Consider the following 21,705-nt stretch of genomic DNA (forward strand, 5'->3'; position numbering starts at 1 on the left):
GACGCTAGAACCCACCACCCCGGCATCAACCCCAACCGCTAACCCCTTGCCCAACCAGAACCCCACCCAACCAGAACCCCAAGTGCGAACGAAAACCCCCTCACATATGAGGCTTCTTAAACCGCCCCATTCCCGCATAACCCGGCAACTGGTCCACCGTTTTCCCGATCGCTTTTGCATAAAGCGGCATCATATCCGGCAATCGCTTCATCAGATCGTGTACGCGCGCAGCGCCATACGGATGCATCCAGATAAAACCGTTCGGCGTGCGCCGCGTACGCGCATCAATCTTCTTCCATAACGTGATGGCGGCGCGCGGATCGTAACCCGCCCGCGATGCAATCTCGCTGCCAATCACATCGGCTTCGGTTTCATCGGCGGCGGTATATCGCATGGCCAGCAACTGCTCGCCAATCCCCAGCGGGGTCGAACTGATATCGGCGAAACCGAATAACGGCGGAATCGTTCCCGTACTCAATTGCGCCGCCTGCTGACGCCCCAGCCGATCACGCGCATGTTCGCGCAACGCATGCGCAATCTCATGGCCGATCATCATGCCAAGTTCGTTATCGTTGAGACGCAACCGGTCTATCAGCCCGCTATAAATCACAATCTTGCCGCCCGGCAGGCAATACATGCGAATCTCGTCCGAACGCACTACATTGACTTCCCACTTCCAGTTCTTCGAGCGGTCATTCCACTTCAGCGCAAACGGAATTTCACGATTGGCAATTTCGCGTGCACGCTTCACGAGCGGATTGTCGTCGCCCAGAAGATGCTTCGTGCGCCGGGCCTCGCGCAGGATTTGAGCGTATTCGTCGGCGGACTGCTGTTCCAATGTCGCCGATGGAATCAGGTTGCGGAACAACGCCGCATTGCCAAAACGGATCTGGTCGGTGGCGGCGGAATAGGGCGGTTGTACATTAGCCGGTGCCGCCGGCGCTGCATCGGAAGTCCCCGACGCCGCGGACACCGCGAAGCTCAAGCCAGCATGTAGCGACACAACGCAAGCGGCGACGCGGATCAGGGCGTGCACCTTCATTGGACAGGTCTCCAGGGCGCGATTTTCGGCAACAGTAACATGCCTGGAATAGACAGCGCAGCGCAGATCATGAAGTACTCGAACCAGCCTGTTTGCGCGACCACAAAGCCGCTCGATGCCGACGCCAACGTCCGCGGCACCGACGCAAGACTCGTAAATAGCGCGAATTGCGTGGCGGTATAACGCGGATCGGTCGTGCTCGCGATGTAAGCCACGAACGCGGCCATCGTCAGGCCGGTGGCGAAAGTTTCGAACCCGTAGAGCGCGGCCAGTGCCACGGGCGACGGCCCGATTTTCGCCAGCCACGCAAAGCCGAGCGTGGAAACGATCTGCAACACGCCAAAGATCCAGAGCCCGCGTGCAATGCCGATCTTCACCAGCCACACGCCCCCCACAATCCCGCCGGCCAGGCTCGCCCAGAACGCGACGGTCTTCGCAATGACGCCGATCTGCGTCTTGTTGAAGCCGATATCGAGGAAAAACGACGTGGAGAGCGTGGTCGCCATCGTGTCGCCGAGCTTGTACAGGAAGATAAAGCCAAGAATCAGCAGCGCCGTGCGCCAGCCGTCCCGGGCGATAAATTCGCGAAACGGCTGGATGATGGCATCGCGTAGGTTCTTGGGCGGCGTGCCATGCACTTCGGGTTCGTTGACCACGAGCGTCAACACCATGCCGGGCAGCATGAACGCCGCCGTGACGAGGAAGACGGTGGACCACGGCAGGTGATCGGCAAGAATCAGCCCGAGCGAGCCGGGAACGAGCGCCGCGATCTTGTACGCGTTCACGAAGACGGCGTTGCCGAGTCCCTGCTCGGTGTCCGCCAGGAGTTCGCGACGGTACGCATCGATCGCAATATCCTGGCTCGCCCCGAAAAACGCCACGAGCGCGGTCAGCGCGGCGACGGTCCAGATCTGGTCTTTCGGCGATATAAACCCGAGCGCGCCAATGGCCACGGCCACCAGCAGCTGCGTGACGAGCATCCAGCCGCGCCGCCGTCCCGGCCGCCAGCCCGGCAGGCGCGGCACGTAGCGGTCCATCAGCGGCGCCCAGATAAACTTCCAGGTGTAAGGAAACTGGATCAGCGCGAACAGCCCGATCTCTTTGAGGTTCACGCCTTCAGTGCGCAACCACGCCTGGACCAGATAGACGAGCGTGAAGAGCGGCAGCCCCGACGTGAAGCCGATAAACACGCAAATTAACATGCGTTTGTTGAGAAACGCGCGCCAGCCGGGGTGGTCTTCGTGAGCGGTAAGAGCGGGCGCCTCGTGTGGCGAGTTGGACATAGGATCGATTCGAAGCAGTAAGCGGTGTGCGAGCGACGAACCGGCAAGCTCAGTTCAGCTTCGCTTTACGCGATAGACCGCAAGGCTACCACGCCAGTTCGCCCCCCAACGGATGGACTGCCCACCGTGCAGCACCGCACGATCGAGGATTTCGATACCCACTTCCGGCGCCAGCGCCTCAAAATCCCGGATGGTGAGAACCCGTACGTTCGGCGTGTTATGCCATTGATACGGAAGCGTTTTCGACACCGGCATGCGCCCCTGCAAAACGGTTAGCCGATGCCGCCAGTACCCGAAATTAGGAAACGAGACAATGCATTCGCGTCCCACGCGCACGGTTTCACGCAGGATCGCGGCGGTTTGATGGATCGTTTGCAGCGTCTGCGACAGGATCGCGAAATCGAAACTATCGTCTTCGAACAGGCGCAAACCATCTTCCAGATTCTGCTGAATAACGTTCACGCCTTTCTGGGCGCACGCGAGCACGCCGGCGTCGTTGATTTCAATACCGTAACCCTTTACATCGAGTTCTTCGGCGAGCAGCGAGAGCAGCGACCCATCGCCGCAACCCAGATCCAGCACGGACGAGTTCGGTTCAACCCAGCGCGCAATGGCCCGGAAGTCCGAGCGCAGCGAAAGAGAATCCAGCGTGATTTGGTTCATGCGCCCACCTCGGCGGCAATGCGTTCGTAATAGGCGCGCATCAGGTTGTGATAACGCGCGTCGTCGAGCAGAAAGGCGTCGTGGCCGTGCGGCGCATCGATTTCGGCGTAGCTCACCGTGCGTTTGTGATCGAGCAGCGATTTCACCAGTTCGCGCGAGCGCGCTGGCGCAAAGCGCCAATCTGTCGAGAAACTCGCAATCAGATACTTCGCCGTGGTGTGCGCGAGCGACTTGGTCAGGTCGCCGTCGAACGCCTTGGCGGGATCGAAATAATCCAGCGCGCGGGTGATGAGCAGATACGTATTGGCATCGAAGTATTCGGCGAATTTATCGCCTTGGTATCTTAGGTACGATTCCACTTCGAACTCGACGTCGAAGTTGAAGTTGTACGCATCCAAGGCGCCTTCTGCCCGACGCAACGCGCGGCCGAACTTGGCGGCCATGTCGTCGTCCGACAGATACGTGATGTGGCCGATCATGCGCGCGACCCGCAATCCGCGACGCGGCTTGATGCCGTGCGCGTAATAATCGCCGCCGTGAAAATCGGGATCGGACAGGATGGCGGAGCGCGCGACCTCGTTGAACGCAATGTTCTGCGCGGAGAGTTTCGGCGTCGATGCCACCACAATGCAGTGCGCCACGCGGTCCGGATACATCATGCTCCACGCCAACGCCTGCATGCCGCCGAGGCTGCCGCCCATGACCGCGGCGAAGCGCTCGATACCGTATAAATCCGCTACGCGCGCCTGCGCGTGGACCCAGTCCTCAACGGTGACAACGGGAAAACTCGCGCCGTACGGTTTGCCGGTGACGGCGTTCACGCTCATGGGGCCGGTCGAACCGAAACATGAGCCCAGGTTATTGACGCCGATGACAAAGAACTTGTTGGTATCGAGCGGCTTGCCTGGACCCACCATGTTGTCCCACCAGCCGACGTTCTTGGGGTCGTCGGCATAGACGCCGGCCACATGATGCGAGGCGTTCAGCGCGTGGCAGACGAGCACGGCGTTCGAGCGGGCGGCGTTGAGCGTGCCGTAGGTTTCGACGACGAGATCATAGTCACCGAGCAAGCTGCCATTTTGCATGCGCAGCGGTTCAGTGAAATGCAGTGTTTGGGGAGTGACGATGCCGATTGATTCCATTCATTCCGCCTAAAGAAAACAGGGCGGCTAAACGGCGTCGGCGATGCGCTGGAAGAGACAAGTGGCGCGGCTGACAACCTCTTTAGCCGCATTTATAGTGAACCGGGTCAGGGTTCGCGCGCCCGCAATCGAGTCAGCAAATCGGCGCGTTGAAACAAATCAAGATAGCGGTGAAGTATATCGGAAAAACGGGAAAGGGGAGCTACGGGTACGGCTGGAGCAGCGAGCCCAAGCGATGAAGTTTGAAGTCCATACTACTTTTGTGATTTCAGGCGACTCGGGATACGCCTGGTCTATCTGAGACCGCGCAAGCCTTTCAAAGACCGGATCTTGAGATCGACATAATGCGGCCGGCCGCTGGTCGGCGACCGAAGAGACTTCCCGCCGCTGGCATTTAAAACCGACGGCAGATGCCCCGTGATCCAGACCGTGCGAATCCCCAAACGCTTATAGCGCTTCAAATGCCCACGCGTATCTTCTACAAGAACCGCGTCGGAGAGCGGCACATGAGCCCGCCGCATTGCGCGCCGAAGCATTCCTGCATCAGGCTTCGCGCGCCAATAACCGGTTCGGTCCTGCATATCCTCGATGGCAATCACGCGTTCAAACAGCTTGGCGATACCCAGTTCGTTGAGCACCGCGTGAGCATAAATTGAAGGCCCGTTGGTCAACACGATCTTCCGCCCCGGAAGCCCTCGGATCATCCGCGCGAGGCCGCGTTCGGCACGAACCATGGACCCGAGATCGGCGAAGGTATGGACGACGTGCAGGAAGTCGGCGGCGTCGATGGGATGATGGCGCACCAGGCCGAGCAGGGTGGCACCGTATCGCTGCGTATAACCGGTGCGCAACCGGTTGGCTTCGTCAACATCCACGCCCAGCCGGTCGATGATGTACTGCGTCATCCCGCGATTGATCGCGGGGAAAATCTCATGCGACGCGTGATGCAGCGTGTTGTCGAGATCGAATAACCAGACAGGGCGCCCGTGCGTGTTCATCCGGCGTCGGGAAGAACGCAAAAGCTCAACTCGAGCGCCGGCAGGTTCCACGTTCAATGAGCCACGTTCAATGCGAACGAATCATGGTCCCGAACGGCTGCTCGGTCAGGATCTCGAGCAGCACCGAATGCTCGATTCGACCATCGATGATATGCACCGAGCGCACGCCGCTCTTCGCTGCGTCGAGCGCCGATGAAATCTTTGGCAGCATGCCACCGGAAATGGTGCCGTCGGCGAACAGCGCATCAATCTCGCGTGCAGAGAGATCGGTCAGCAGGTTGCCTTCCTTATCCATCACGCCGGGGATGTTCGTCATCATCACGAGCTTCTCGGCGTTCAGCACCACGGCGAGCTTGCCCGCGACCAGATCGGCGTTGATGTTGTAAGACAAACCGTCTTCACCGAAGCCGATTGGCGAGATGACCGGAATGAACGCGTCGTCCTGCAGCGCCTTCACGACGGCCGGATTGATGGCTTCGACTTCACCCACCTGACCGATATCAATGAATTCTCCTGGATTGTCGCGATCCGGCATCATTAACTTGCGCGCGTGGATCAGGCCGCCGTCCTTGCCGGTGAGGCCGACCGCATGGCCGCCGAAATGATTGATCAACGTGACGATGTCCTGCTGCACTTCGCCGCCGAGCACCCATTCGACCACTTCCATGGTCTCTTCGTCGGTGACGCGCATGCCCTGGATAAACGTGCCCTGCTTGCCGATCTTCTTGAGCGCCTGATCGATCTGCGGACCGCCGCCGTGAACGATCACCGGGTTCATTCCGACCAGTTTCAGCAGGATCACGTCGCGCGCGAAGCCCTGTTTCAGGCGCTCCTCGGTCATCGCGTTGCCGCCGTACTTGATCACGATCGTCTTGCCGTGATACTGCTTGATATAGGGCAACGCCTCGGCCAGGATTTCGGCTTTCAGGGTCGGCGCGATCTGCGTAAGGTCGGGAAGCTCGGACATGGCGGCGATAAGGCGAAGAGCAGTTTAAACAGGCGGAATTGTACAGGACTGACGCGCTGCATCAGCGCGTTTCCGATAGCATTCCGATGACGGGTGAAAGTTAGCCTCTGGTCGCGCCAGTATGGGGTTGGCGCGTGAAATAATGATGCGATCGGGCAGGCGTGGGCGGGTCAAAACGTGGCGCTTCGGCAACGGCCGCATCGCGCGCAATGCGGCTCGTGACCGCGTGTTTTGTTTTCGAAAGGCTTGGCTCCATCATGCGTTCCACCGACCCCGCTCCTCAATGCTGCGCCCTGTGCGGAGCGTTTTTCCGTTGTGCTCAGCAAACCGGCGATGCGCAATGCTGGTGCGCAGCGCTTCCGGCTTTGCCGGCCGAGCGCTTGAATCCGGGCATGACGTGTCTTTGCCCGGATTGTTTGCGCGAAGAGACGCAACGTAGCATAAACGTGTGAATGTCGCGTTCGTGGCTGCGTTGGCGGAATGTGCGTGCGCATAAAAAAGCGGCGGTCCGTTGCCGGATCGCCGCTTTTTGCAGACTTAAACCTCTCGTAATGCTTACACGGCCGCTTTCTTTGCCGCCCGCTTACGCGGCGCCGCGCCTGTATGCGTGGCCGCGAGCGCGGCCAGATCACGCGTGACGTCGTCCATCACCGGCTCCCACTTCGAGAATTCCTTCTGCCGATACAGCGTCGCCGTCGGATACCACGGGCTGTCAGTGCGCTCCAGTTGCCAGACCCAATGCGGATTGGTGTCGAGGAGAATCCAGGTCGGCTTGCCGAGCGCCGCCGCCAGATGCGCCACGCTCGTGCAAACTGTAATCACGAGATCGAGTGAATCGATGAACGCAGCCGTGTCGTCGAATGATTCAAACTTGCCGGTGCGATCCGCGATCTCAAAACCACTGTCCCGAGCCGTGGATACCGCGCCCGACGCATCCTTCTGCAGCGAGAAGAACGCGACATTCTCGATTCCGCTGAACGCTTTCGCATACCGTTCAATCCCCACGCTGCGGAACATGTTGCGCTGATGACCTTCGCTGCCGCTCCATACAAGGCCCACGCGCAGGCGTTTGTCGGCGGCGAATTCGGCACGCCAGTCGGCGGCGAGGTCGGCGTCGGCGGAAAGATACGCGCGCTTCGCCGGAATGGTGTCCGCGTCGACGCCGAAATGCAGCGGCAGGCTCAGCAGCGGGAAATGGAAGTCAGCCGCGGGCAACGGCCCGTCATGCGGCAAACACTCGACGCCTTTCGGCGCCATGCGCGCCATCAGCGGATGCAATGCCTTGAACGCGGCCCACACCAGCGTGCCGCCCTGCGCGTGAACCTTTTTCGCCAGCATTGGGACGAAACGGCAGAACTGCAGCGCGTCGCCGAAACCCTGCTCGCCCCACAGCAACAAGGTCTTGCCGCGTAGCGCTTCGCCGTTCCATCGTGGCATCGTGAAGTTGGGGTGCGCGTTGCGTAGCTCGCTTGAACCGTTCCAGCGCGACTCGAAATTGGCCCAGCCGCGCGCGTAATTGCCCTGCACGAGATCGAGAATGGAGAGATTGAACGGAAGGCGCTGCATCGCGGGCGCGATACGGAGCGCCGTTTCTGCGGCTTCGGTGGCCTCCGGCCAGCGCTGCGCTTCTTTCAACCCGAGACTGTAGTTCGACAACGCGAGCGCATTCGACGGATTGATCTCGATCGCGCGCTTCCCGGCCGAGAGCGCACGATCGAGCTCCCAGCGGCGCGGATAGATGCGTGAGAGATTCGTCCACGCTTCGATATCGTCGGCATTCGCGGCGACGGCTTCTTCCAGCATGGCCAGTGCTTTATCTGCGCTGCCCGTGATTTCGTAGGCGACCGCCAGATTGTTGCGCAGCGTGAAGATGGCCGGATTGATCGCGTGGGCGCGTTCGTAGAAAGGAATTGCATCGGCGTGACGGTTGGCGAGCTGGAGCGCATAACCGAGATGCCAGAGCGCGAGCGCGTGCTGCGGATGCTGATCGACGAGTTGAGCCGCGAGCTGAATACCTTCGCCGATACGGCTTTGCTTCAGCATTGCGTCGATCAGGTCGAGGCCGATCTCCGGCCGGTCGGATTGCAACATCATGGCTGCTTGCAGCCACACAGCGCGTTCGGCCTGATTGCCTTGCGTGTTCGCGCTGCGAGCGTTGTCAATGAACGCGGTCAGCGCACGCGGGATAATGGTGTCTTGAGCGGCGCCGGTTTGCGGCGCTTCGCTGAGAAGCTGACTGGGGCGGGAGGATGGGCTGTTAGTCATTTTGTGTATGCGGCCTGGCCGCCCTGTACGAGACAACGTTGGATGATGCGGCAATCCCCTTTGTCCAACCATTAGACTAATCTGAAATTTGAGGTGAAATTCACCGCGATGCATCGAATAACGAACACAGGCAGCGTCAATCTCGGTCACCTGTTTTGGCTTCGCAGTCTTGCGATCATCGGTCAACTTGTTACCATCGCCGTCGTACAGGCATTTTATGGTGCGCATCTCCCGTTAGCGGCCATTCTGACTATTGTCGCGCTTGAGGTATTGTTCAACGCGCTGACATGGGTACGCGTTGCGCGCGCGCAGCCTGAAACGAATCTCGAACTGTTCGGGCAACTCTGGGTCGATCTCGGCGCGCTGTCCGCGCTGCTGTTCCTGAGCGGCGGCGCCACGAATCCGTTTGTCACGCTGTACCTGCCGTCGCTCGCGATCGCCGCTGCTGTGCTGCCGTGGCGTTTGACCATCTGGCTCGCGTTGTTCGCGGTCGTTTGTTATTCGCTGCTGACGGTCAGCTATGTGCCGCTGAATATGGAAGATCCGCTGAATTTGTTCGAATATTTCCGCATCGGGCTATGGGTGAACTTCATGGTCAGCGTGGGGTTGATCGGCTGGTTCGTGGCGCGGATGTCGCGGGCGCTGCGGGCGCGGGATTTTGCACTGGCCGATGCCCAGGAGCGGCTTCTGCGCGACGAGCGCGCCGTGGCGCTGGGGGTCCAGGCGGCTACGGTCGCCCATGAAATTGGCACGCCGCTGTCGACCATCGCCATGTTGAGCGAGGAGTTACGCGATTCCGCCCGTCGCGACCCGCATCTCGCCCCCTATTCCGCCGATATCGAACTCCTCGAGCAGCAAATGACGTTGTGCACGTCCGCGCTCGCGCGCCTGCGCAGCCGCGCGACCGGACCCACGCCGCGGCAACCGCTGGATGACTGGCTGCATGGGTTTGTCGAACAATGGCGGTTGCGGCATCCGCATGTGCGTTTCGAGTTGATTGAGTTGGAAGATGACGCCGGGGAACACAAACGCGCAGGGCTGTTTCTCAGCGATCCCGTCGCAGTAGGGCAAATACTGACCATTCTGCTGGATAATGCGGCGCGGGCCAGCCGCGATTCGGTGACGCTCGCGACGTCGGCGAGCCGGCACCTTGGCGAGCCCGTGATTCAATTCGATGTCCGCGATCAGGGTCCCGGCATTCCGGTGGCATTGCGGGGTTCGCTCGGCGCGATGCCCGTCGACAGTACGCAAGGCGGCCACGGTGTCGGCTTGTATCTGGCATTCTCGGCAGCTACACGGCTTGGCGGGTCGATCGAGCTCACGCCAGCCAGCCCGCGCGGTACGCACGCCATCCTGCGTCTCGCCGACACAAGCGTCCCCGAATCGCGGGAAAAAGCAGCAAGGACGGGCCGCGGCGGCGTCGCCGCTTCCGTCACTACGGAGAAAAGAGCATGAGCGATACAAATTTTTTGGTCATCGACGACGATGAGGTTTTCTCGGGCATCCTCGCGCGCGGTTTGACGCGGCGCGGCTATACGCCGCATCAGGCGCACGACGCCGCCACGGCGTTGAGATTGGCGAACACGCAAAAGTTCAGCCAGATCACCGTCGATCTGCACCTCGGCAACGATTCCGGGTTGACGCTTGTCGCGCCCTTGCGCGATCTTCAGCCCGATGCACGGATTCTCGTGCTGACGGGTTACGCGAGCATCGCGACGGCGGTTCAGGCCGTGAAAGATGGCGCCGATAACTATCTGGCCAAGCCGGCGAACGTCGAGACAATCCTGTCCGCGCTGCAGGAGGAGGCCAGCGAGCAGACGGCCGAAGAGGCTATCGAGCATCCGGCGCTGCTGTCGGTCGCGCGGCTGGAGTGGGAGCATATCCAGCGCGTGCTGGCCGAGAACAGCGGCAATATTTCAGCCACGGCGCGAGCGTTGAACATGCATCGGCGGACACTGCAGCGCAAGCTGGCGAAGAAACCCGTGCGGCAATAAACGTTATGTAGAACGTAAAAGGGCGGCTCCCGATTTCAGTCATTCGCTGAAATACGGAGCCGCCCTTTTTTTGCTAGATCGCCTGCTGGATTGCGTTACAGCACGTAGCGCGACAAATCTTCGTCTTCGGCTACGTCGTTTAACGCTTTATCGACGTAAGCCGCATCGATTTTCACCGGATGACCCGTGTGATTGCCCGCCGCGAACGACACTTCTTCAAGCAACTTTTCGATCACGGTATAGAGCCGACGCGCACCGATATTCTCGGTCTTCTCGTTCACTGAAAACGCAATCTCAGCCATCCGGCGAATACCGTCCGCGCTGAAATCCAGCTCGACGTCTTCCGTTGCCAGAAGTGCCGTGTACTGCTTCACGAGACTGGCGTCGGTGGTATTCAGAATGGATTCGAAATCCTCCACGGACAGCGAATCCAGCTCGACGCGAATCGGAAAACGCCCTTGCAGTTCGGGGATCAGATCGCTCGGCTTGGCCAGATGGAACGCACCGCTGGCGATAAACAGGATGTGATCGGTCTTGATCATCCCGTATTTCGTATTGATGGTCGTGCCTTCCACGAGCGGCAGCAGGTCGCGCTGCACACCAGCCCGCGATACTTCCGCGCCACCCGTCTCGCTGCGCGAAGCGATCTTGTCGATCTCGTCCAGGAACACAATGCCGTTCTGCTCGACGTTCTGAATGGCCTTGGTCTTGACCTCATCGTCGTTCAGCAGCTTGCCGGCTTCTTCGTCGGTGAGCAGCTTCAGCGCGTCCTTGACCTTCACCTTGCGCTGCGTCTTCTTGCCGCCGCCGATATTCGCGAACATGGAACGGATCTGGTCGGTCATTTCCTCCATGCCCGGCGGCCCCATGATATCCATGGTCGCTTGCGGCGCTTCGATGTCGATCTCCACTTCCTTGTCGTCGAGCAGACCTTCTCGCAGACGCTTGCGGAACGTTTGACGCGTGCTGTTCGCGCTGTCGTCGTGCAACTCGGGTGTGCTGCTGAAACCGGCCGCTGGCCGGGCGCTTGGCAGCAGGATGTCCAGGATCCGGTCCTCGGCGCGATCGATCGCTCGCGAACGTACCTTGCGCATCTCGCTTTCACGCGTCTGCTTGACCGAAATTTCGATCAGGTCACGCACGATGCTGTCCACATCGCGACCCACGTAGCCGACCTCGGTGAACTTCGTTGCTTCGATCTTGATGAACGGTGCGTCCGCGAGTTTCGCCAGACGCCGCGCGATTTCCGTCTTGCCGACGCCGGTCGGTCCGATCATCAGGATGTTCTTCGGGGTGATTTCCTGGCGCAGCGGTTCGGCGACTTGCTGGCGGCGCCACCGGTTGCGCAGCGCCACGGCGACCGCTTTTTTCGCGCGGCCCTGGCCAATGATGTGTTTATCGAGTTCCGAGACGATCTCGGCGGGAGTCATGGTGGTCATCGTTCGTCCTTGTCCTGTGCTCGCGAATACGCGAAAGCGGTGTTACTCGATCGTCTCGATGACGCGATTGTGGTTCGTGTAGATGCACATATCGCCCGCGATTGTCAGTGCCTTTTCGACGATATCGCGCGGCGAGAGTTCGGTGTTTTCGGTGAGTGCCTGCGCTGCGGCCTGCGCATACGCACCGCCCGAACCGATCGCGCAAATGCCGTTTTCCGGATCGAGCACGTCGCCGTTACCCGTGATGACGAGCGTGGTTTGCGCGTCGGCGGCAATCAGCATGGCTTCCAGCCGGCGCAGCATGCGGTCCGTGCGCCAGTCTTTCGCGAGTTCGACGGCGGCGCGTGTCAGGTTGCCCTGGTGTTTTTCCAGCTTGGCTTCGAAGCGGTCGAGGAGCGAAAACGCGTCGGCCGTGCCGCCCGCGAAACCGACCAGGACCTTGCCGCCATAGATGCGGCGCACTTTCTTCGCACCGCCTTTCATCACGATATTGCCGAGGGTGACCTGGCCGTCGCCACCGAGGGCGACCTTGTCGCCGCGTCGTACGGAGACGATGGTCGTGCCGTGAAACTGTTCCATGTGCATTCCTTTGAAAGCGGAGTGGGCGCGGCGGCCAGTTGACCGGTGTGCCGCCGCGCCGCCGGGGAATCCTTTGGGAGCATGAAGAGCCCGGACACGCTGCAGCATTGCGCTCGAACGGACTCTTGTAATGCCCACGCCACGAAAGCGCGTCCAGTTCATTTTAGGGCGCGGCGGAATTTATCAAGGCGCTTCTTGCGGCATCTTGCGCGCGATGGCGTTGTGGACTTGCCTGTTCGTTGGAGCAAGCGCCGCCCGGTGCGAAAACGGCGCGTAAAAACAAAAAGGCACACGATTTTTCGTGTGCCTTTTGTGTTTTCAAGCGCCTTCTAATTTCTTCGAACCAAATCCCGGCCGGCAGGTTTCCCGCCGCGGCCGAGGCCGCAGCGTACGCTGCCGCGGCAGATCAGTCGCCGAACAGCTTCTGGCGCAGTTCGCGTCGTTCCTGCGCTTCGAGCGAGAGCGTCGCCGTCGGGCGCGCGATCAGGCGCGGAATGCCGATAGGCTCGCCCGTTTCCTCGCACCAGCCGTAGTCGCCGGACTCGATACGCGCAAGCGACTGCTGCACTTTCTTCAGCAGCTTGCGTTCGCGATCGCGCGTACGCAGTTCGAGGGCGTGTTCTTCCTCGATCGTCGCGCGATCAGCCGGGTCCGGAACGATGACGGTTTCCCGCAGGTTTTCCGTCGTCTGGCCCGCATTCTTGAGAATGTCGGCCTGCAACTGTTCCAGTCGGACCCTGAAGAACGCGAGTTGATCCTCGTTCATGTAATCCTTGTCGGCCATCTTCAGGATTTCGTCTTCGGTCAACAATCGTTTCGTCGTCATCTGGCTTGCTTCTTCAATGTGGGGCGATGTCGTTCGCCATCTTCGCGGTCGCTCGCCGCGCTCGCCGCCGCCGTCGTCCGGATTACCCGCACTTCGGCGATACTCGCCAACAATTACTGCATGCACTTACTACGCTAAACGGGCTGCGACTCTCGCGGCGCTGGACGGCGCCACGCGGGGCCGATTTTATCTAGACCGCTGCATCTAGACTGATTCGTCTGTTTCGTCTGGGCTGATTTTCAAGCAATTCGACCGGTGCCCGATGTTCGGAACAACACCTTACCTTTCACTTCCACGCTTTCACCCGGTTTGCAATACAACGGTGAAATGTTGCTCGCGGCGCCGGCGGGAGCGCTTTTCAGACTCTTTTCAGCCGCACTTGCGCCGGGCTTTGTAGTAAAGGCTCGGCGGTGTACCGGCTTCTCCAGTGGGGCTGTATTGTAACTGAATCGCAAATGCGCACTACACCCAAGCAAAACACTGGCGCGATTCGTTCGTTATCTCAAAAATATAACGCGCTGACGTTTAAAAAGCGATGGTTCTTGGTGGGCGTGAACACATATTGCAACTACGTTCATCGCGAAAAAGCACCGCCTCACGAAGGCGCAGCGATTTTAGCCTCGCTTAACGGCCGCAATGGTTGCGCTTCGGGAGAGAAATAGCGAGAACTGTGCCAAAAACGGAGGTTTTGGATTGAGCGGCGGCGCGAAGCCGCCGTGTGAGGGCTTCGCGTTTCGCCGGTTTCTTCGGTTTCTTTAATCTCTTCGATCAGACCAGGCAGGCGGTCAGCCCGTCGATGATCAAATCCTGCGGCAATTCAATCCCAATGAACACCATCTTGCTGTTCTTCTTTTCGATCGGTTGCCATTTCGCGGCAAGATCGCTGCCCATCATCTGATGCACGCCCTGGAACACGACCTTGCGATCAACGCCTTTCATATACAGCACGCCCTTGTAGCGCAGCAGGCGTTCGCCGTAGATCTGCAGGATGCCGCCGAGGAAATCTTCGAGCCGGTTGGGATCGAAGGCGCGGTCGCTGCGGAATACAAACGACTTGATCTTGTCGTCGTGATGCGCGTGGTGGTGATTCGCGTGGCCATGCTCGTGGTCGTGGCTGTGATCGTGGCCGCAGGTGGCGTGGTCGTGATCGTCGTCGTGCGCATGGTCGTGCCCGGCGTGGTCGTGATCGTGCGCGTGATCGTCTTCCGCCAGGAAATCCGGGTCGATTTCGAGCTTCGAGTTCAGGTTGAAGCCGCGCAGGTCGAAGATTTCCTTGATGTCAGCATCGCCGAAGTTCACGACTTTGATCGCAGCGCGCGGGTTCATGTGAACGAGGCGGTGCTTCAGTGCGTCGAGCGTGGCGGCGTCGACCAGATCGGACTTCGTGATGAACAGGCGGTCCGCGAAACCTACTTGGCGCTGTACCACTTCATGCTCGTCGAGCTGATGGTTGGCGTGCTTTGCATCGACCAGCGTGATGATTGCGTCGAGCAGGAATTCGTCGGCGATGGTGTTGTCCATGAAGAACGTCTGAGCGACCGGGCCAGGATTCGCGAGCCCGGTTGTCTCGATCACCACGCGATCGAAGTTCAGCGTGCCGGCCTTCTTGCGCTCGGCGAGATCTTCAAGCGCCCGCGCGAGGTCGCCGCGAATCGTGCAGCAGATGCAGCCATTGCTCATCTGAATGATCTGCTCGTTCGTTTCCTGAACGAGGATCTCATTGTCGATATTTTCTTCGCCGAACTCGTTCTCGATCACGGCGATCTTCATTCCGTGCTTGTCGTTCAGGATGCGCTTGAGCAACGTGGTTTTGCCGCTGCCTAGAAAGCCGGTCAGGATGGTAACGGGAATCATGATGGTCGCCCTGTTCTTTAAAGTCGAAGGATCGTGCAGCATGTTTTCGAGCTACGAAGCGCGGTCTGAAACGCCTGCGCTACACCCAAAAACATGCGGTCGGTCGATTATTGAAACATATTTGTCAAGCGGACGCTCTGTGCTGCCCTGAATGCGCGCTCTCCGAAGCGCTCAACTATGGGCGATCACGCGATTTGCAACAATAGGCCTTTCAGGTATTCCCCTTCGGGAAACGCGGTTAAAAGCGGGTGGTCGACCCCTGCGCTCAGGCGCTTCAGGATACGCGCGTCCACTTTCGCATCGGCCGCGGCGCCTGCCACGATCTTTTGGAACAGATCGGCGTCAATGGCGCCCGAGCACGAGTAGGTAAACAGCAGGCCGCCCGGGCGCAACAGCTTGAATCCGGTCAGGTTGATGTCCTTGTATGCCCGCGCGGCGCGGTCCACGTGTTCCCGCGAAGGCGCGAACTTGGGCGGATCAAGCACGATCAGGTCGAAGCGCTCGCCTTCCTCATGCAAGCGGCGCAAGGTCTTGAAGGCGTCGGCGTCGAGCCATTCGGCGCGTTGCGGATCGAAACCATTCGCGATGACATTTTGCCGGGCGAGGGCCAGCGCGTCGCCGGAGGAATCGATCGACACCACGCGTTTTGCCTCGCCTTTCAACGCCGCCAGCGAAAAACCGCCGGTATAGCAGAAGCAGTTGAGAACATCGCGGTCGCCGGCGTATTGGCGCACGAGCGCGCGATTGTCCCGCTGATCGATGTAGAAGCCCGTTTTATGACCCCGTTCGACGTCGATGTGATACCGCACGCCGCCTTCGTTCGCTATCAGAGTGGCCGGAGGCGGATCGCCGGCCAGCACGCCGGTGATCTGTTCGAGCCCTTCCTTCTGCCGGATCGACACGTCCGAGCGTTCGTACACGTTCGGGCAGCCGGTCGCGCCGATCAGCGCCTGCACGATCGCCTCTTTCCAGTGTTCCACGCCCGTCGCCATGAACTGGCAGACCAACTGGCCGCGCTGGCTTTCATCGTCCGCGATGTAGTAATCGACGATCAAGCCCGGCAGCCCGTCCGCCTCCCCGAAAATCAGCCGCGTGGCGCCGGTATCGCGCACCATCGATTGCCGGTGGGCGATCGCCCGTTGTACACGCCGCTTGAAAAACGCGTGATCGATGGGCTCGCTTTCGTCGAAACTCCAGACACGGGCGCGAATCTGCGAGACCGGGCTGTATGACGCGCGTGCCAGAAACCGGCCATCGTGGGCGCGGATCAGCACGGTTGCACCGGGTGCGGGCTTGCCTTCCACATGTTCGATCGCGCTTTCGTAGATCCATGGATGGCGGCGCGCAAGCGACTTGTCTTTCGCCGGTTTCAGCGTAATGGTGTTCATTCGGGTCTTCGGTGAAAGCGCTGACTGGACAGGGGAAGTGAACGCTGGGGAGGTTTCGGGCCGCGTTTTTGTTGCTGTTTCTGTTTCTATTGGCAGCGAGAGAATCTGGTGGTTACGCTCGTTACACGGGGAGTTGGCCACGTTTCCGGGCGCAGCGGCGCGTCCGTATCTTGTTGCTTGCACTTGCGGCCATGCCGGCTTAGTCGCGTTTTTTTGCGCGCGGATGCGTCTGGTCATAGACGCGAGCCAGATGCTGGAAATCGAGCGACGTATAAACTTGCGTGGCCGCGATACTCGCGTGGCCGAGCAGTTCCTGCACGGCCCGAAGATCGCCGCTGGATTGCAACACGTGCGTGGCGAACGAATGCCGCAACACGTGCGGATGCACATTCGATGGCACGCCGGCCAGCAACGCCATGCGTTTCACCCGATCACGCACCACGTTCGGCGACATCCGGTTGCCGCGCACCGACAGAAACAGCGCGTGCGGATCGTCTTTCACAAATTGCCCGCGCACTTCAATCCACGCGCGCAGCGCGGTGATCGCCTTGCTGCCCACGGGCACCGACCGCCGCCGGTTTCCCTTGCCGAGCACATTGACTTCGGTGCTGGCGAGGTCGAGCCAGCCGGCAGACAAATATCCTTCGGATTGCACGAAATGCACGTCCAGTCCGACCAGTTCGGCGAGCCGCAAGCCCGACGAATAGAACAGTTCGAGTATGGCGTGGTCCCGCAGCGCTTCCGGCGTGTCGGCCTGGGGGGCTTCCATCAGCGCGTTGGCGTCGTCGACAGAAAGCGCCTTGGGCAGGGACTTCGCGCGTTTCGGCGCGCGCACGGTCGCGACCGGATTGGCTTGCATTTCAACCTGCTCGGCAAGCCATCGATAAAACGCCCGCCAGGCCGATAACCGATGCGCAATTGAGCGCGCCGACAACCCGCCGCCATGAGCGCGCGCTACAGCGCCACGCATGTCGGTGGCGCTCAGCGATTCCAGCGCCCGGCCGTTGGCCAGCTTCTTCAGTTCGTCGAGTTCGTGCGTATAACCGCGCAACGTGTGGTCCGATAATCGCCGCTCGTGCTCGAGCATCGACAGATAGGCGGTTACCGGATCGTCGGTCATGTCAGTGGGGCAGCAAGCGGCTGAGCGCGGCGCTGGCAAGCGTGCCGATTTGCGTAAGAAAGTCGGTGGCCATGCCTTCGTGGAACCGGCGTGGATCGGGCGAACCCATGACCAGCAAGCCGAATACGGGGGCTTCAGGACCGGCGACCGGATCACGCAGCGCGAGCAGCGCGATGGATTCGGTGGTGTTGGCGGTATCGACGACACCATCCGTTGTAGCCGATGCCACCGAGACCGAACTCGCCGACGTCAGCCACTGGGCGGCCTCAAAGCCGGTATTCGGCCCGCAATACGGCGCGGCCAGGCTGCTCGTGAAGGAACGGACTTCCTCGCTGGTAGTCCGCGCGAACTCGGCTTGCGCGTAGGGCTCTGCGACATCCCACACGCGCAGCGCGGCTTGCGGCACCTCAAAGATTTCGCACAGGCCGGCGGGGATGGTTTTCGGCAGGGCATGCGGATCGCGCTCGGACATGACCCGAATTGTCCATCGATGAAACTTCGCGGCGATGCTGTCGTTCTCATGTCCGTAACGAAGCAATTCGGCCAACCGGCGTTCGATCTGCTTGTTCTTGTCGCGCAGCATCTGCATCTGACGCTCTTGCAGCGACACTGCGGACTTGCCATGCGGATTGGACAGCCGGATCGAGCCCAGCAACTCTGCATGCTCGGCAAAGAAATCCGGATTGGCGATCAGGTAGTCGGCGACTTCACGTTCATTCATGGTATCGGGCAGCATCGGGTTCCTGACGGTCAGTCGGCGTTAGCGAGTTTGGCATCAAGCTCGATCTCGCCTTCGAATACGGTGGCGGCGGGGCCGGCCATGAAGAGCGGGGCCGCGGCATTGTGCGCGCCCTCCCAGGCGATGGTCAGCACGCCGCCGTGAGTCTGGACCTGCACCGGCGAGTCGAGCAGACCGCGCCGGATACCCGCTGCGACCGCCGCGCATGCGCCCGTGCCGCACGCCAGCGTTTCGCCCGCGCCACGTTCGAAAACGCGCAGCTTCACCGCGCTACGATTCACGATCTGCATGAATCCCGCGTTCACCCGATTCGGAAAGCGCGTGTGATGTTCGATCACCGGTCCCTCGGTCAGCACCGGTGCATTTTCAACGTCGGCCACGATCTGTACGGCGTGCGGATTACCCATCGACACCACCGAGACCCAGCGTGTTTCACCTTGTACGTCGAGCGGCCAGAGCGTGTCGTGGCCTTCGGTGCGGCCTTGCAAGCCTTTCGCGTCGAACGGCACCAAAGCAGGTTCGAACTCCGGACGGCCCATGTCCACCACCACGTCGCCGTTCTCCTGCATGGTCAGCACGATCACGCCGTGATGTACTTGTACCCGAACGCTCGTCTTGCTGGTAAGGCCCCGGTCGCGCACAAACTTTACAAAGCAGCGCGCGCCGTTGCCGCAATGCTCCACTTCGCCGCCGTCGCAATTGAAGATGCGGTATTTGAAATCAACGCCTTCAATGTCCGGTTTTTCGACCAGCAGCAACTGATCCGCGCCGACGCCGAAATGCCGGTCCGCGAGCGCGCGCACCTGGGCTCCGTTCAGCGAGAGCGGTTTGGAGTAGCCGTCAAGCACGACAAAGTCGTTGCCCGCGCCGTGCATTTTGGTGAATTCGAGTTTCATGACGCTATTGTAAGTGACGCGCAGCAAGGGCATGCACTAGACCGAATGGGGGATGAGCCCGATCAGGTGTGGCAATCCCGCATTGTTTCCCGGAGACTGGTACTCGCCGGTCAATAAAAGCCCGGCTCGCCCGGCGGTCGCGTCTTGAAGCGCTTGTGCACCCAGTAATACTGCTCGGGCATCAGCCGGACCTGTTCTTCGAGGAATGCGTTCATGCGGCGGGCGTCGGCTGCGTCGTCGCCGGTCGGGTAGTTGTCCCAGGGCTTGAACACCCGCAGCCGGTATCCCTTGTAGTTCGGCAGCACTTCGCCCACGAACGGCATGATTTGCGCATGTCCGGTCTTGGCCAGGCGGCCGACCGCTGTCAGCGTGCACGCCTGGACACCGAAGAACGGCACGAAAGTGGAGTTGCGCATGCCGTAGTCCATGTCGGCTCCAAGCATGACGGGTTTGCGATCCCGCAACCAGCGCAGCACGATCCGCGCGCTGTCGGCGCGGCTCGCCATTTCGGCGTCGAAACGGCCACGCTGCTTCTTGGCTATCTCGTCGAGCGCTTTGTTCGACATCGGCTGATACAGCGATCCGCAGGTCCTGTGCAGCGAGTAGTTGATCCACACCGAAGCCGCCTCGATCGCGACGAAGTGAAAGCCGAGCAACAACGTGGGCGGCATGTCGGGATCGAGGAGATCGACTTCGCTGTCTACCTGGATCAGCTTGGCGAGCTTTTCCGCCGAGCCGAACCATTGCACGCTGCGCTCCACGTAACTGCGGATCGCGTGCCGGAAATGCTTCTGAGCGACCTCTTCCCGGCGCTCGGCTGGCCACTCGGGGAAACACAGGCTGAGATTGATATGCACGATCCGTTTCCTGTGGCTCGGGACTTGATAAAGCAGCCAGCCGAGACCGTCGCCGAAACGTGCGGTGATGCCGTAGGGAATGAGGGCGAGCAGCTTCAGGAAGCCCACCGCGAGCGCGACGCCAATTCGACCTAACATGTGACGCTCCCATGGGTCCGGAAGGTGGGGTTTCGACTTTGCCGGGGAGCGTTCCGGGCATGACGCGGGTGAGGGTATTTCTGGGATGGCAGCAAACGTTCGGCTCTGTGACAAAAGTGAGAAGCCGCTATAATAAAACCTTCGCCGAGTTAATGGACAACTTGCGGGGCGAAGCTGGATAGCGCTTAACGGCGCTTTCCGGACCATGTTTTCCGCTAAAGCGTCGCCGCTTCAGACTCCAAACGAAGTCGGCTACGTGAACAACTTACCCGTACTCAAATGGAGTCTGAAGCGTGTCAAACAATTACTTCTTTACCTCTGAATCCGTCTCCGAAGGCCACCCGGACAAGGTAGCCGACCAGATCTCCGACGCCATCCTCGACGCCATCCTGGCGCAGGACAAGTATTCGCGCGTCGCGGCAGAAACCCTCTGCAACACGGGTCTCGTCGTTCTGGCGGGCGAAATCACCACGCAGGCGAACGTCGACTACATCCAGGTCGCGCGTGACACCATCAAGCGTATCGGCTACGACAACACGGAATACGGCATCGACTATCGCGGTTGCGCGGTGCTCGTCGCGTATGACAAACAGTCGCGGGACATTGCGCAAGGCGTGGACGCCGCCCATGACGACAACCTCGATCAAGGCGCCGGCGACCAAGGGCTGATGTTCGGCTACGCATGCGACGAAACGCCTGAACTGATGCCGCTGCCTATTCACCTGGCGCACCGGCTGGTCGAGCGTCAGGCGAATCTGCGTCGCGACGGCCGTCTGAACTGGCTGCGTCCGGACGCGAAGTCCCAGGTGACCGTGCGTTATGTCGATGGCAAGGCGCACAGCATCGACACCGTCGTGCTGTCCACGCAACATGCGCCGGACATCGAACTGAAGGCGCTGCGTGAAGCCGTGATCGAAGAGATCATCAAGCCGGTCCTGCCGGCCGAGCTGATCAAGGGCGACATCAAGTTCCTGGTCAATCCGACCGGACGTTTCGTGATCGGTGGTCCGCAAGGCGATTGCGGATTGACGGGTCGCAAGATCATCGTCGACACATACGGCGGCGCGGCACCTCACGGCGGCGGCGCGTTCTCGGGCAAGGACCCGTCGAAGGTCGATCGTTCGGCAGCGTATGCGGGCCGTTATGTCGCGAAGAACATTGTCGCGGCAGGGCTGGCTTCGCGTTGCCTGATCCAGGTGTCCTACGCAATCGGCGTGGCGCGCCCGACTTCGGTCATGGTCAACACGTTCGGCACGGGCCGCGTGTCGGATGCAAGGATCCAGGAACTCGTGCTCGAGCATTTTGACCTGCGTCCGAAGGGCATCATCCAGATGCTCGACCTGCTGCGTCCTATCTATGAGAAGTCGGCGGCGTATGGCCACTTCGGCCGTGAAGAGCCGGAATTCTCGTGGGAAGCCACGGACAAGGCGCTCCTGCTGGCGGAAGCCGCCGGTATCGAACCGGTTGCTGAAACGGCCTGAGTTCCTGGTTTGAGTGTGTAAAAAAAGCCCGCTG

20 protein-coding genes are annotated in these 21,705 nt (G+C 60.5%); 4 read left to right on the forward strand and 16 right to left on the reverse strand.

The annotated features are described in order from the left end of the window. Window positions 1–100: 100 nt before the first annotated feature. From HB376_RS38430 to argB, 6 genes are all read right to left on the reverse strand, one after another. Window positions 101–1,042: a M48 family metallopeptidase gene (locus HB376_RS38430; RefSeq protein WP_213768917.1), complete on the reverse strand. Its 942-nt coding sequence runs from the start codon at window positions 1,040–1,042 to the stop codon at window positions 101–103. Beyond that, complete coding sequence (locus HB376_RS38435) at window positions 1,039–2,325, reverse strand: AmpG family muropeptide MFS transporter (RefSeq protein WP_213768918.1); 1,287 nt, start codon at window positions 2,323–2,325, stop codon at window positions 1,039–1,041. Before HB376_RS38435 ends, HB376_RS38430 begins: the two co-directional genes overlap by 4 nt. A gap of 54 nt (window positions 2,326–2,379) precedes the next feature. Further along, window positions 2,380–2,988 carry a methionine biosynthesis protein MetW gene (gene metW / locus HB376_RS38440; RefSeq protein WP_213768919.1) on the reverse strand — a complete coding sequence of 203 codons (609 nt, stop codon included), beginning with the start codon at window positions 2,986–2,988 and terminating at the stop codon, window positions 2,380–2,382. Continuing rightward, window positions 2,985–4,130: a homoserine O-acetyltransferase gene (locus HB376_RS38445; RefSeq protein ID WP_213768920.1), complete on the reverse strand. Its 1,146-nt coding sequence runs from the start codon at window positions 4,128–4,130 to the stop codon at window positions 2,985–2,987. Before HB376_RS38445 ends, metW begins: the two co-directional genes overlap by 4 nt. A gap of 293 nt (window positions 4,131–4,423) precedes the next feature. Further along, window positions 4,424–5,128 (reverse strand): pyrimidine 5'-nucleotidase, encoded by a 705-nt coding sequence (locus tag HB376_RS38450; protein WP_213768921.1) that lies wholly within the window; start codon window positions 5,126–5,128, stop codon window positions 4,424–4,426. 67 nt (window positions 5,129–5,195) lie between these two features. Continuing rightward, window positions 5,196–6,095 (reverse strand): acetylglutamate kinase, encoded by a 900-nt coding sequence (gene argB, locus HB376_RS38455; protein ID WP_213768922.1) that lies wholly within the window; start codon window positions 6,093–6,095, stop codon window positions 5,196–5,198. Window positions 6,096–6,352: 257 nt separating this feature from the next. On the opposite strand from argB, the gene HB376_RS38460 reads away from it, so the two are divergent. Further along, complete coding sequence (locus HB376_RS38460) at window positions 6,353–6,547, forward strand: cysteine-rich CWC family protein (RefSeq protein ID WP_213768923.1); 195 nt, start codon at window positions 6,353–6,355, stop codon at window positions 6,545–6,547. A 103-nt stretch (window positions 6,548–6,650) separates the two neighbouring features. Here HB376_RS38460 and HB376_RS38465 read toward each other — a convergent pair whose 3' ends face one another. Continuing rightward, window positions 6,651–8,360 carry a tetratricopeptide repeat protein gene (locus HB376_RS38465; RefSeq protein WP_213768924.1) on the reverse strand — a complete coding sequence of 570 codons (1,710 nt, stop codon included), beginning with the start codon at window positions 8,358–8,360 and terminating at the stop codon, window positions 6,651–6,653. Window positions 8,361–8,468: 108 nt separating this feature from the next. Here HB376_RS38465 and HB376_RS38470 point away from each other — a divergent pair, with 108 nt between their 5' ends. Further along, complete coding sequence (locus HB376_RS38470; RefSeq protein ID WP_213768925.1) at window positions 8,469–9,815, forward strand: ATP-binding protein; 1,347 nt, start codon at window positions 8,469–8,471, stop codon at window positions 9,813–9,815. Further along, window positions 9,812–10,354: a response regulator transcription factor gene (locus HB376_RS38475; protein WP_089166514.1), complete on the forward strand. Its 543-nt coding sequence runs from the start codon at window positions 9,812–9,814 to the stop codon at window positions 10,352–10,354. Before HB376_RS38470 ends, HB376_RS38475 begins: the two co-directional genes overlap by 4 nt. A gap of 95 nt (window positions 10,355–10,449) precedes the next feature. Here HB376_RS38475 and hslU read toward each other — a convergent pair whose 3' ends face one another. The 9 genes from hslU to HB376_RS38520 form a co-directional block, all read right to left on the reverse strand. Then, window positions 10,450–11,793, reverse strand: a complete 1,344-nt coding sequence (gene hslU / locus HB376_RS38480) for an ATP-dependent protease ATPase subunit HslU (RefSeq protein ID WP_213768926.1) — start codon at window positions 11,791–11,793, stop codon at window positions 10,450–10,452. A gap of 42 nt (window positions 11,794–11,835) precedes the next feature. Continuing rightward, window positions 11,836–12,372, reverse strand: coding sequence for an ATP-dependent protease subunit HslV (hslV, locus tag HB376_RS38485; RefSeq protein ID WP_089166516.1), 537 nt, complete (start codon window positions 12,370–12,372; stop codon window positions 11,836–11,838). Between the two features lie 406 nt (window positions 12,373–12,778). Continuing rightward, window positions 12,779–13,198, reverse strand: a complete 420-nt coding sequence (gene dksA, locus HB376_RS38490; RefSeq protein ID WP_047895366.1) for an RNA polymerase-binding protein DksA — start codon at window positions 13,196–13,198, stop codon at window positions 12,779–12,781. A 768-nt stretch (window positions 13,199–13,966) separates the two neighbouring features. After that, on the reverse strand, window positions 13,967–15,052 hold the full coding sequence (locus tag HB376_RS38495; RefSeq protein WP_213768927.1) for a GTP-binding protein: 1,086 nt from the start codon (window positions 15,050–15,052) through the stop codon (window positions 13,967–13,969). A gap of 185 nt (window positions 15,053–15,237) precedes the next feature. After that, window positions 15,238–16,440, reverse strand: coding sequence for a class I SAM-dependent rRNA methyltransferase (locus tag HB376_RS38500; protein ID WP_213768928.1), 1,203 nt, complete (start codon window positions 16,438–16,440; stop codon window positions 15,238–15,240). A gap of 199 nt (window positions 16,441–16,639) precedes the next feature. After that, window positions 16,640–17,560, reverse strand: coding sequence for a tyrosine recombinase XerC (gene xerC / locus HB376_RS38505; protein ID WP_213768929.1), 921 nt, complete (start codon window positions 17,558–17,560; stop codon window positions 16,640–16,642). Between the two features lies 1 nt (window position 17,561). Then, entirely contained in the window at window positions 17,562–18,281 is a 720-nt protein-coding gene (locus HB376_RS38510) for a DUF484 family protein (RefSeq protein WP_213768939.1), read from the reverse strand. Between the two features lie 29 nt (window positions 18,282–18,310). Then, window positions 18,311–19,195, reverse strand: a complete 885-nt coding sequence (dapF, locus tag HB376_RS38515; RefSeq protein ID WP_213768930.1) for a diaminopimelate epimerase — start codon at window positions 19,193–19,195, stop codon at window positions 18,311–18,313. A 110-nt stretch (window positions 19,196–19,305) separates the two neighbouring features. Then, window positions 19,306–20,190, reverse strand: coding sequence for a lipid A biosynthesis lauroyl acyltransferase (locus HB376_RS38520; RefSeq protein WP_213768931.1), 885 nt, complete (start codon window positions 20,188–20,190; stop codon window positions 19,306–19,308). A 293-nt stretch (window positions 20,191–20,483) separates the two neighbouring features. Here HB376_RS38520 and metK point away from each other — a divergent pair, with 293 nt between their 5' ends. Beyond that, entirely contained in the window at window positions 20,484–21,671 is a 1,188-nt protein-coding gene (metK, locus tag HB376_RS38525) for a methionine adenosyltransferase (RefSeq protein ID WP_213768932.1), read from the forward strand. Window positions 21,672–21,705 lie beyond the last annotated feature (34 nt).

It is taken from the genome of Caballeronia sp. dw_19, assembly GCF_018449515.1.
GTDB lineage: Bacteria > Pseudomonadota > Gammaproteobacteria > Burkholderiales > Burkholderiaceae > Caballeronia.

Bases quoted from the DNA above. Each gene is read 5' to 3' on its own strand.
- hslU (WP_213768926.1), bottom strand. From the start codon at position 11,793: ATGACCACCATGACTCCCGCCGAGATCGTCTCGGAACTCGATAAACAC.
- HB376_RS38435 (WP_213768918.1), bottom strand. From the start codon at position 2,325: ATGTCCAACTCGCCACACGAGGCGCCCGCTCTTACCGCTCACGAAGAC.
- HB376_RS38465 (WP_213768924.1), bottom strand. From the start codon at position 8,360: ATGACTAACAGCCCATCCTCCCGCCCCAGTCAGCTTCTCAGCGAAGCG.
- xerC (WP_213768929.1), bottom strand. From the start codon at position 17,560: ATGACCGACGATCCGGTAACCGCCTATCTGTCGATGCTCGAGCACGAG.
- HB376_RS38475 (WP_089166514.1), top strand. From the start codon at position 9,812: ATGAGCGATACAAATTTTTTGGTCATCGACGACGATGAGGTTTTCTCG.
- dksA (WP_047895366.1), bottom strand. From the start codon at position 13,198: ATGACGACGAAACGATTGTTGACCGAAGACGAAATCCTGAAGATGGCC.
- HB376_RS38430 (WP_213768917.1), bottom strand. From the start codon at position 1,042: ATGAAGGTGCACGCCCTGATCCGCGTCGCCGCTTGCGTTGTGTCGCTA.
- hslV (WP_089166516.1), bottom strand. From the start codon at position 12,372: ATGGAACAGTTTCACGGCACGACCATCGTCTCCGTACGACGCGGCGAC.
- HB376_RS38445 (WP_213768920.1), bottom strand. From the start codon at position 4,130: ATGGAATCAATCGGCATCGTCACTCCCCAAACACTGCATTTCACTGAA.
- HB376_RS38460 (WP_213768923.1), top strand. From the start codon at position 6,353: ATGCGTTCCACCGACCCCGCTCCTCAATGCTGCGCCCTGTGCGGAGCG.
- HB376_RS38470 (WP_213768925.1), top strand. From the start codon at position 8,469: ATGCATCGAATAACGAACACAGGCAGCGTCAATCTCGGTCACCTGTTT.
- HB376_RS38510 (WP_213768939.1), bottom strand. From the start codon at position 18,281: ATGAATGAACGTGAAGTCGCCGACTACCTGATCGCCAATCCGGATTTC.
- HB376_RS38495 (WP_213768927.1), bottom strand. From the start codon at position 15,052: ATGATTCCCGTTACCATCCTGACCGGCTTTCTAGGCAGCGGCAAAACC.
- metW (WP_213768919.1), bottom strand. From the start codon at position 2,988: ATGAACCAAATCACGCTGGATTCTCTTTCGCTGCGCTCGGACTTCCGG.
- HB376_RS38520 (WP_213768931.1), bottom strand. From the start codon at position 20,190: ATGTTAGGTCGAATTGGCGTCGCGCTCGCGGTGGGCTTCCTGAAGCTG.
- HB376_RS38450 (WP_213768921.1), bottom strand. From the start codon at position 5,128: ATGAACACGCACGGGCGCCCTGTCTGGTTATTCGATCTCGACAACACG.
- dapF (WP_213768930.1), bottom strand. From the start codon at position 19,195: ATGAAACTCGAATTCACCAAAATGCACGGCGCGGGCAACGACTTTGTC.
- HB376_RS38500 (WP_213768928.1), bottom strand. From the start codon at position 16,440: ATGAACACCATTACGCTGAAACCGGCGAAAGACAAGTCGCTTGCGCGC.
- argB (WP_213768922.1), bottom strand. From the start codon at position 6,095: ATGTCCGAGCTTCCCGACCTTACGCAGATCGCGCCGACCCTGAAAGCC.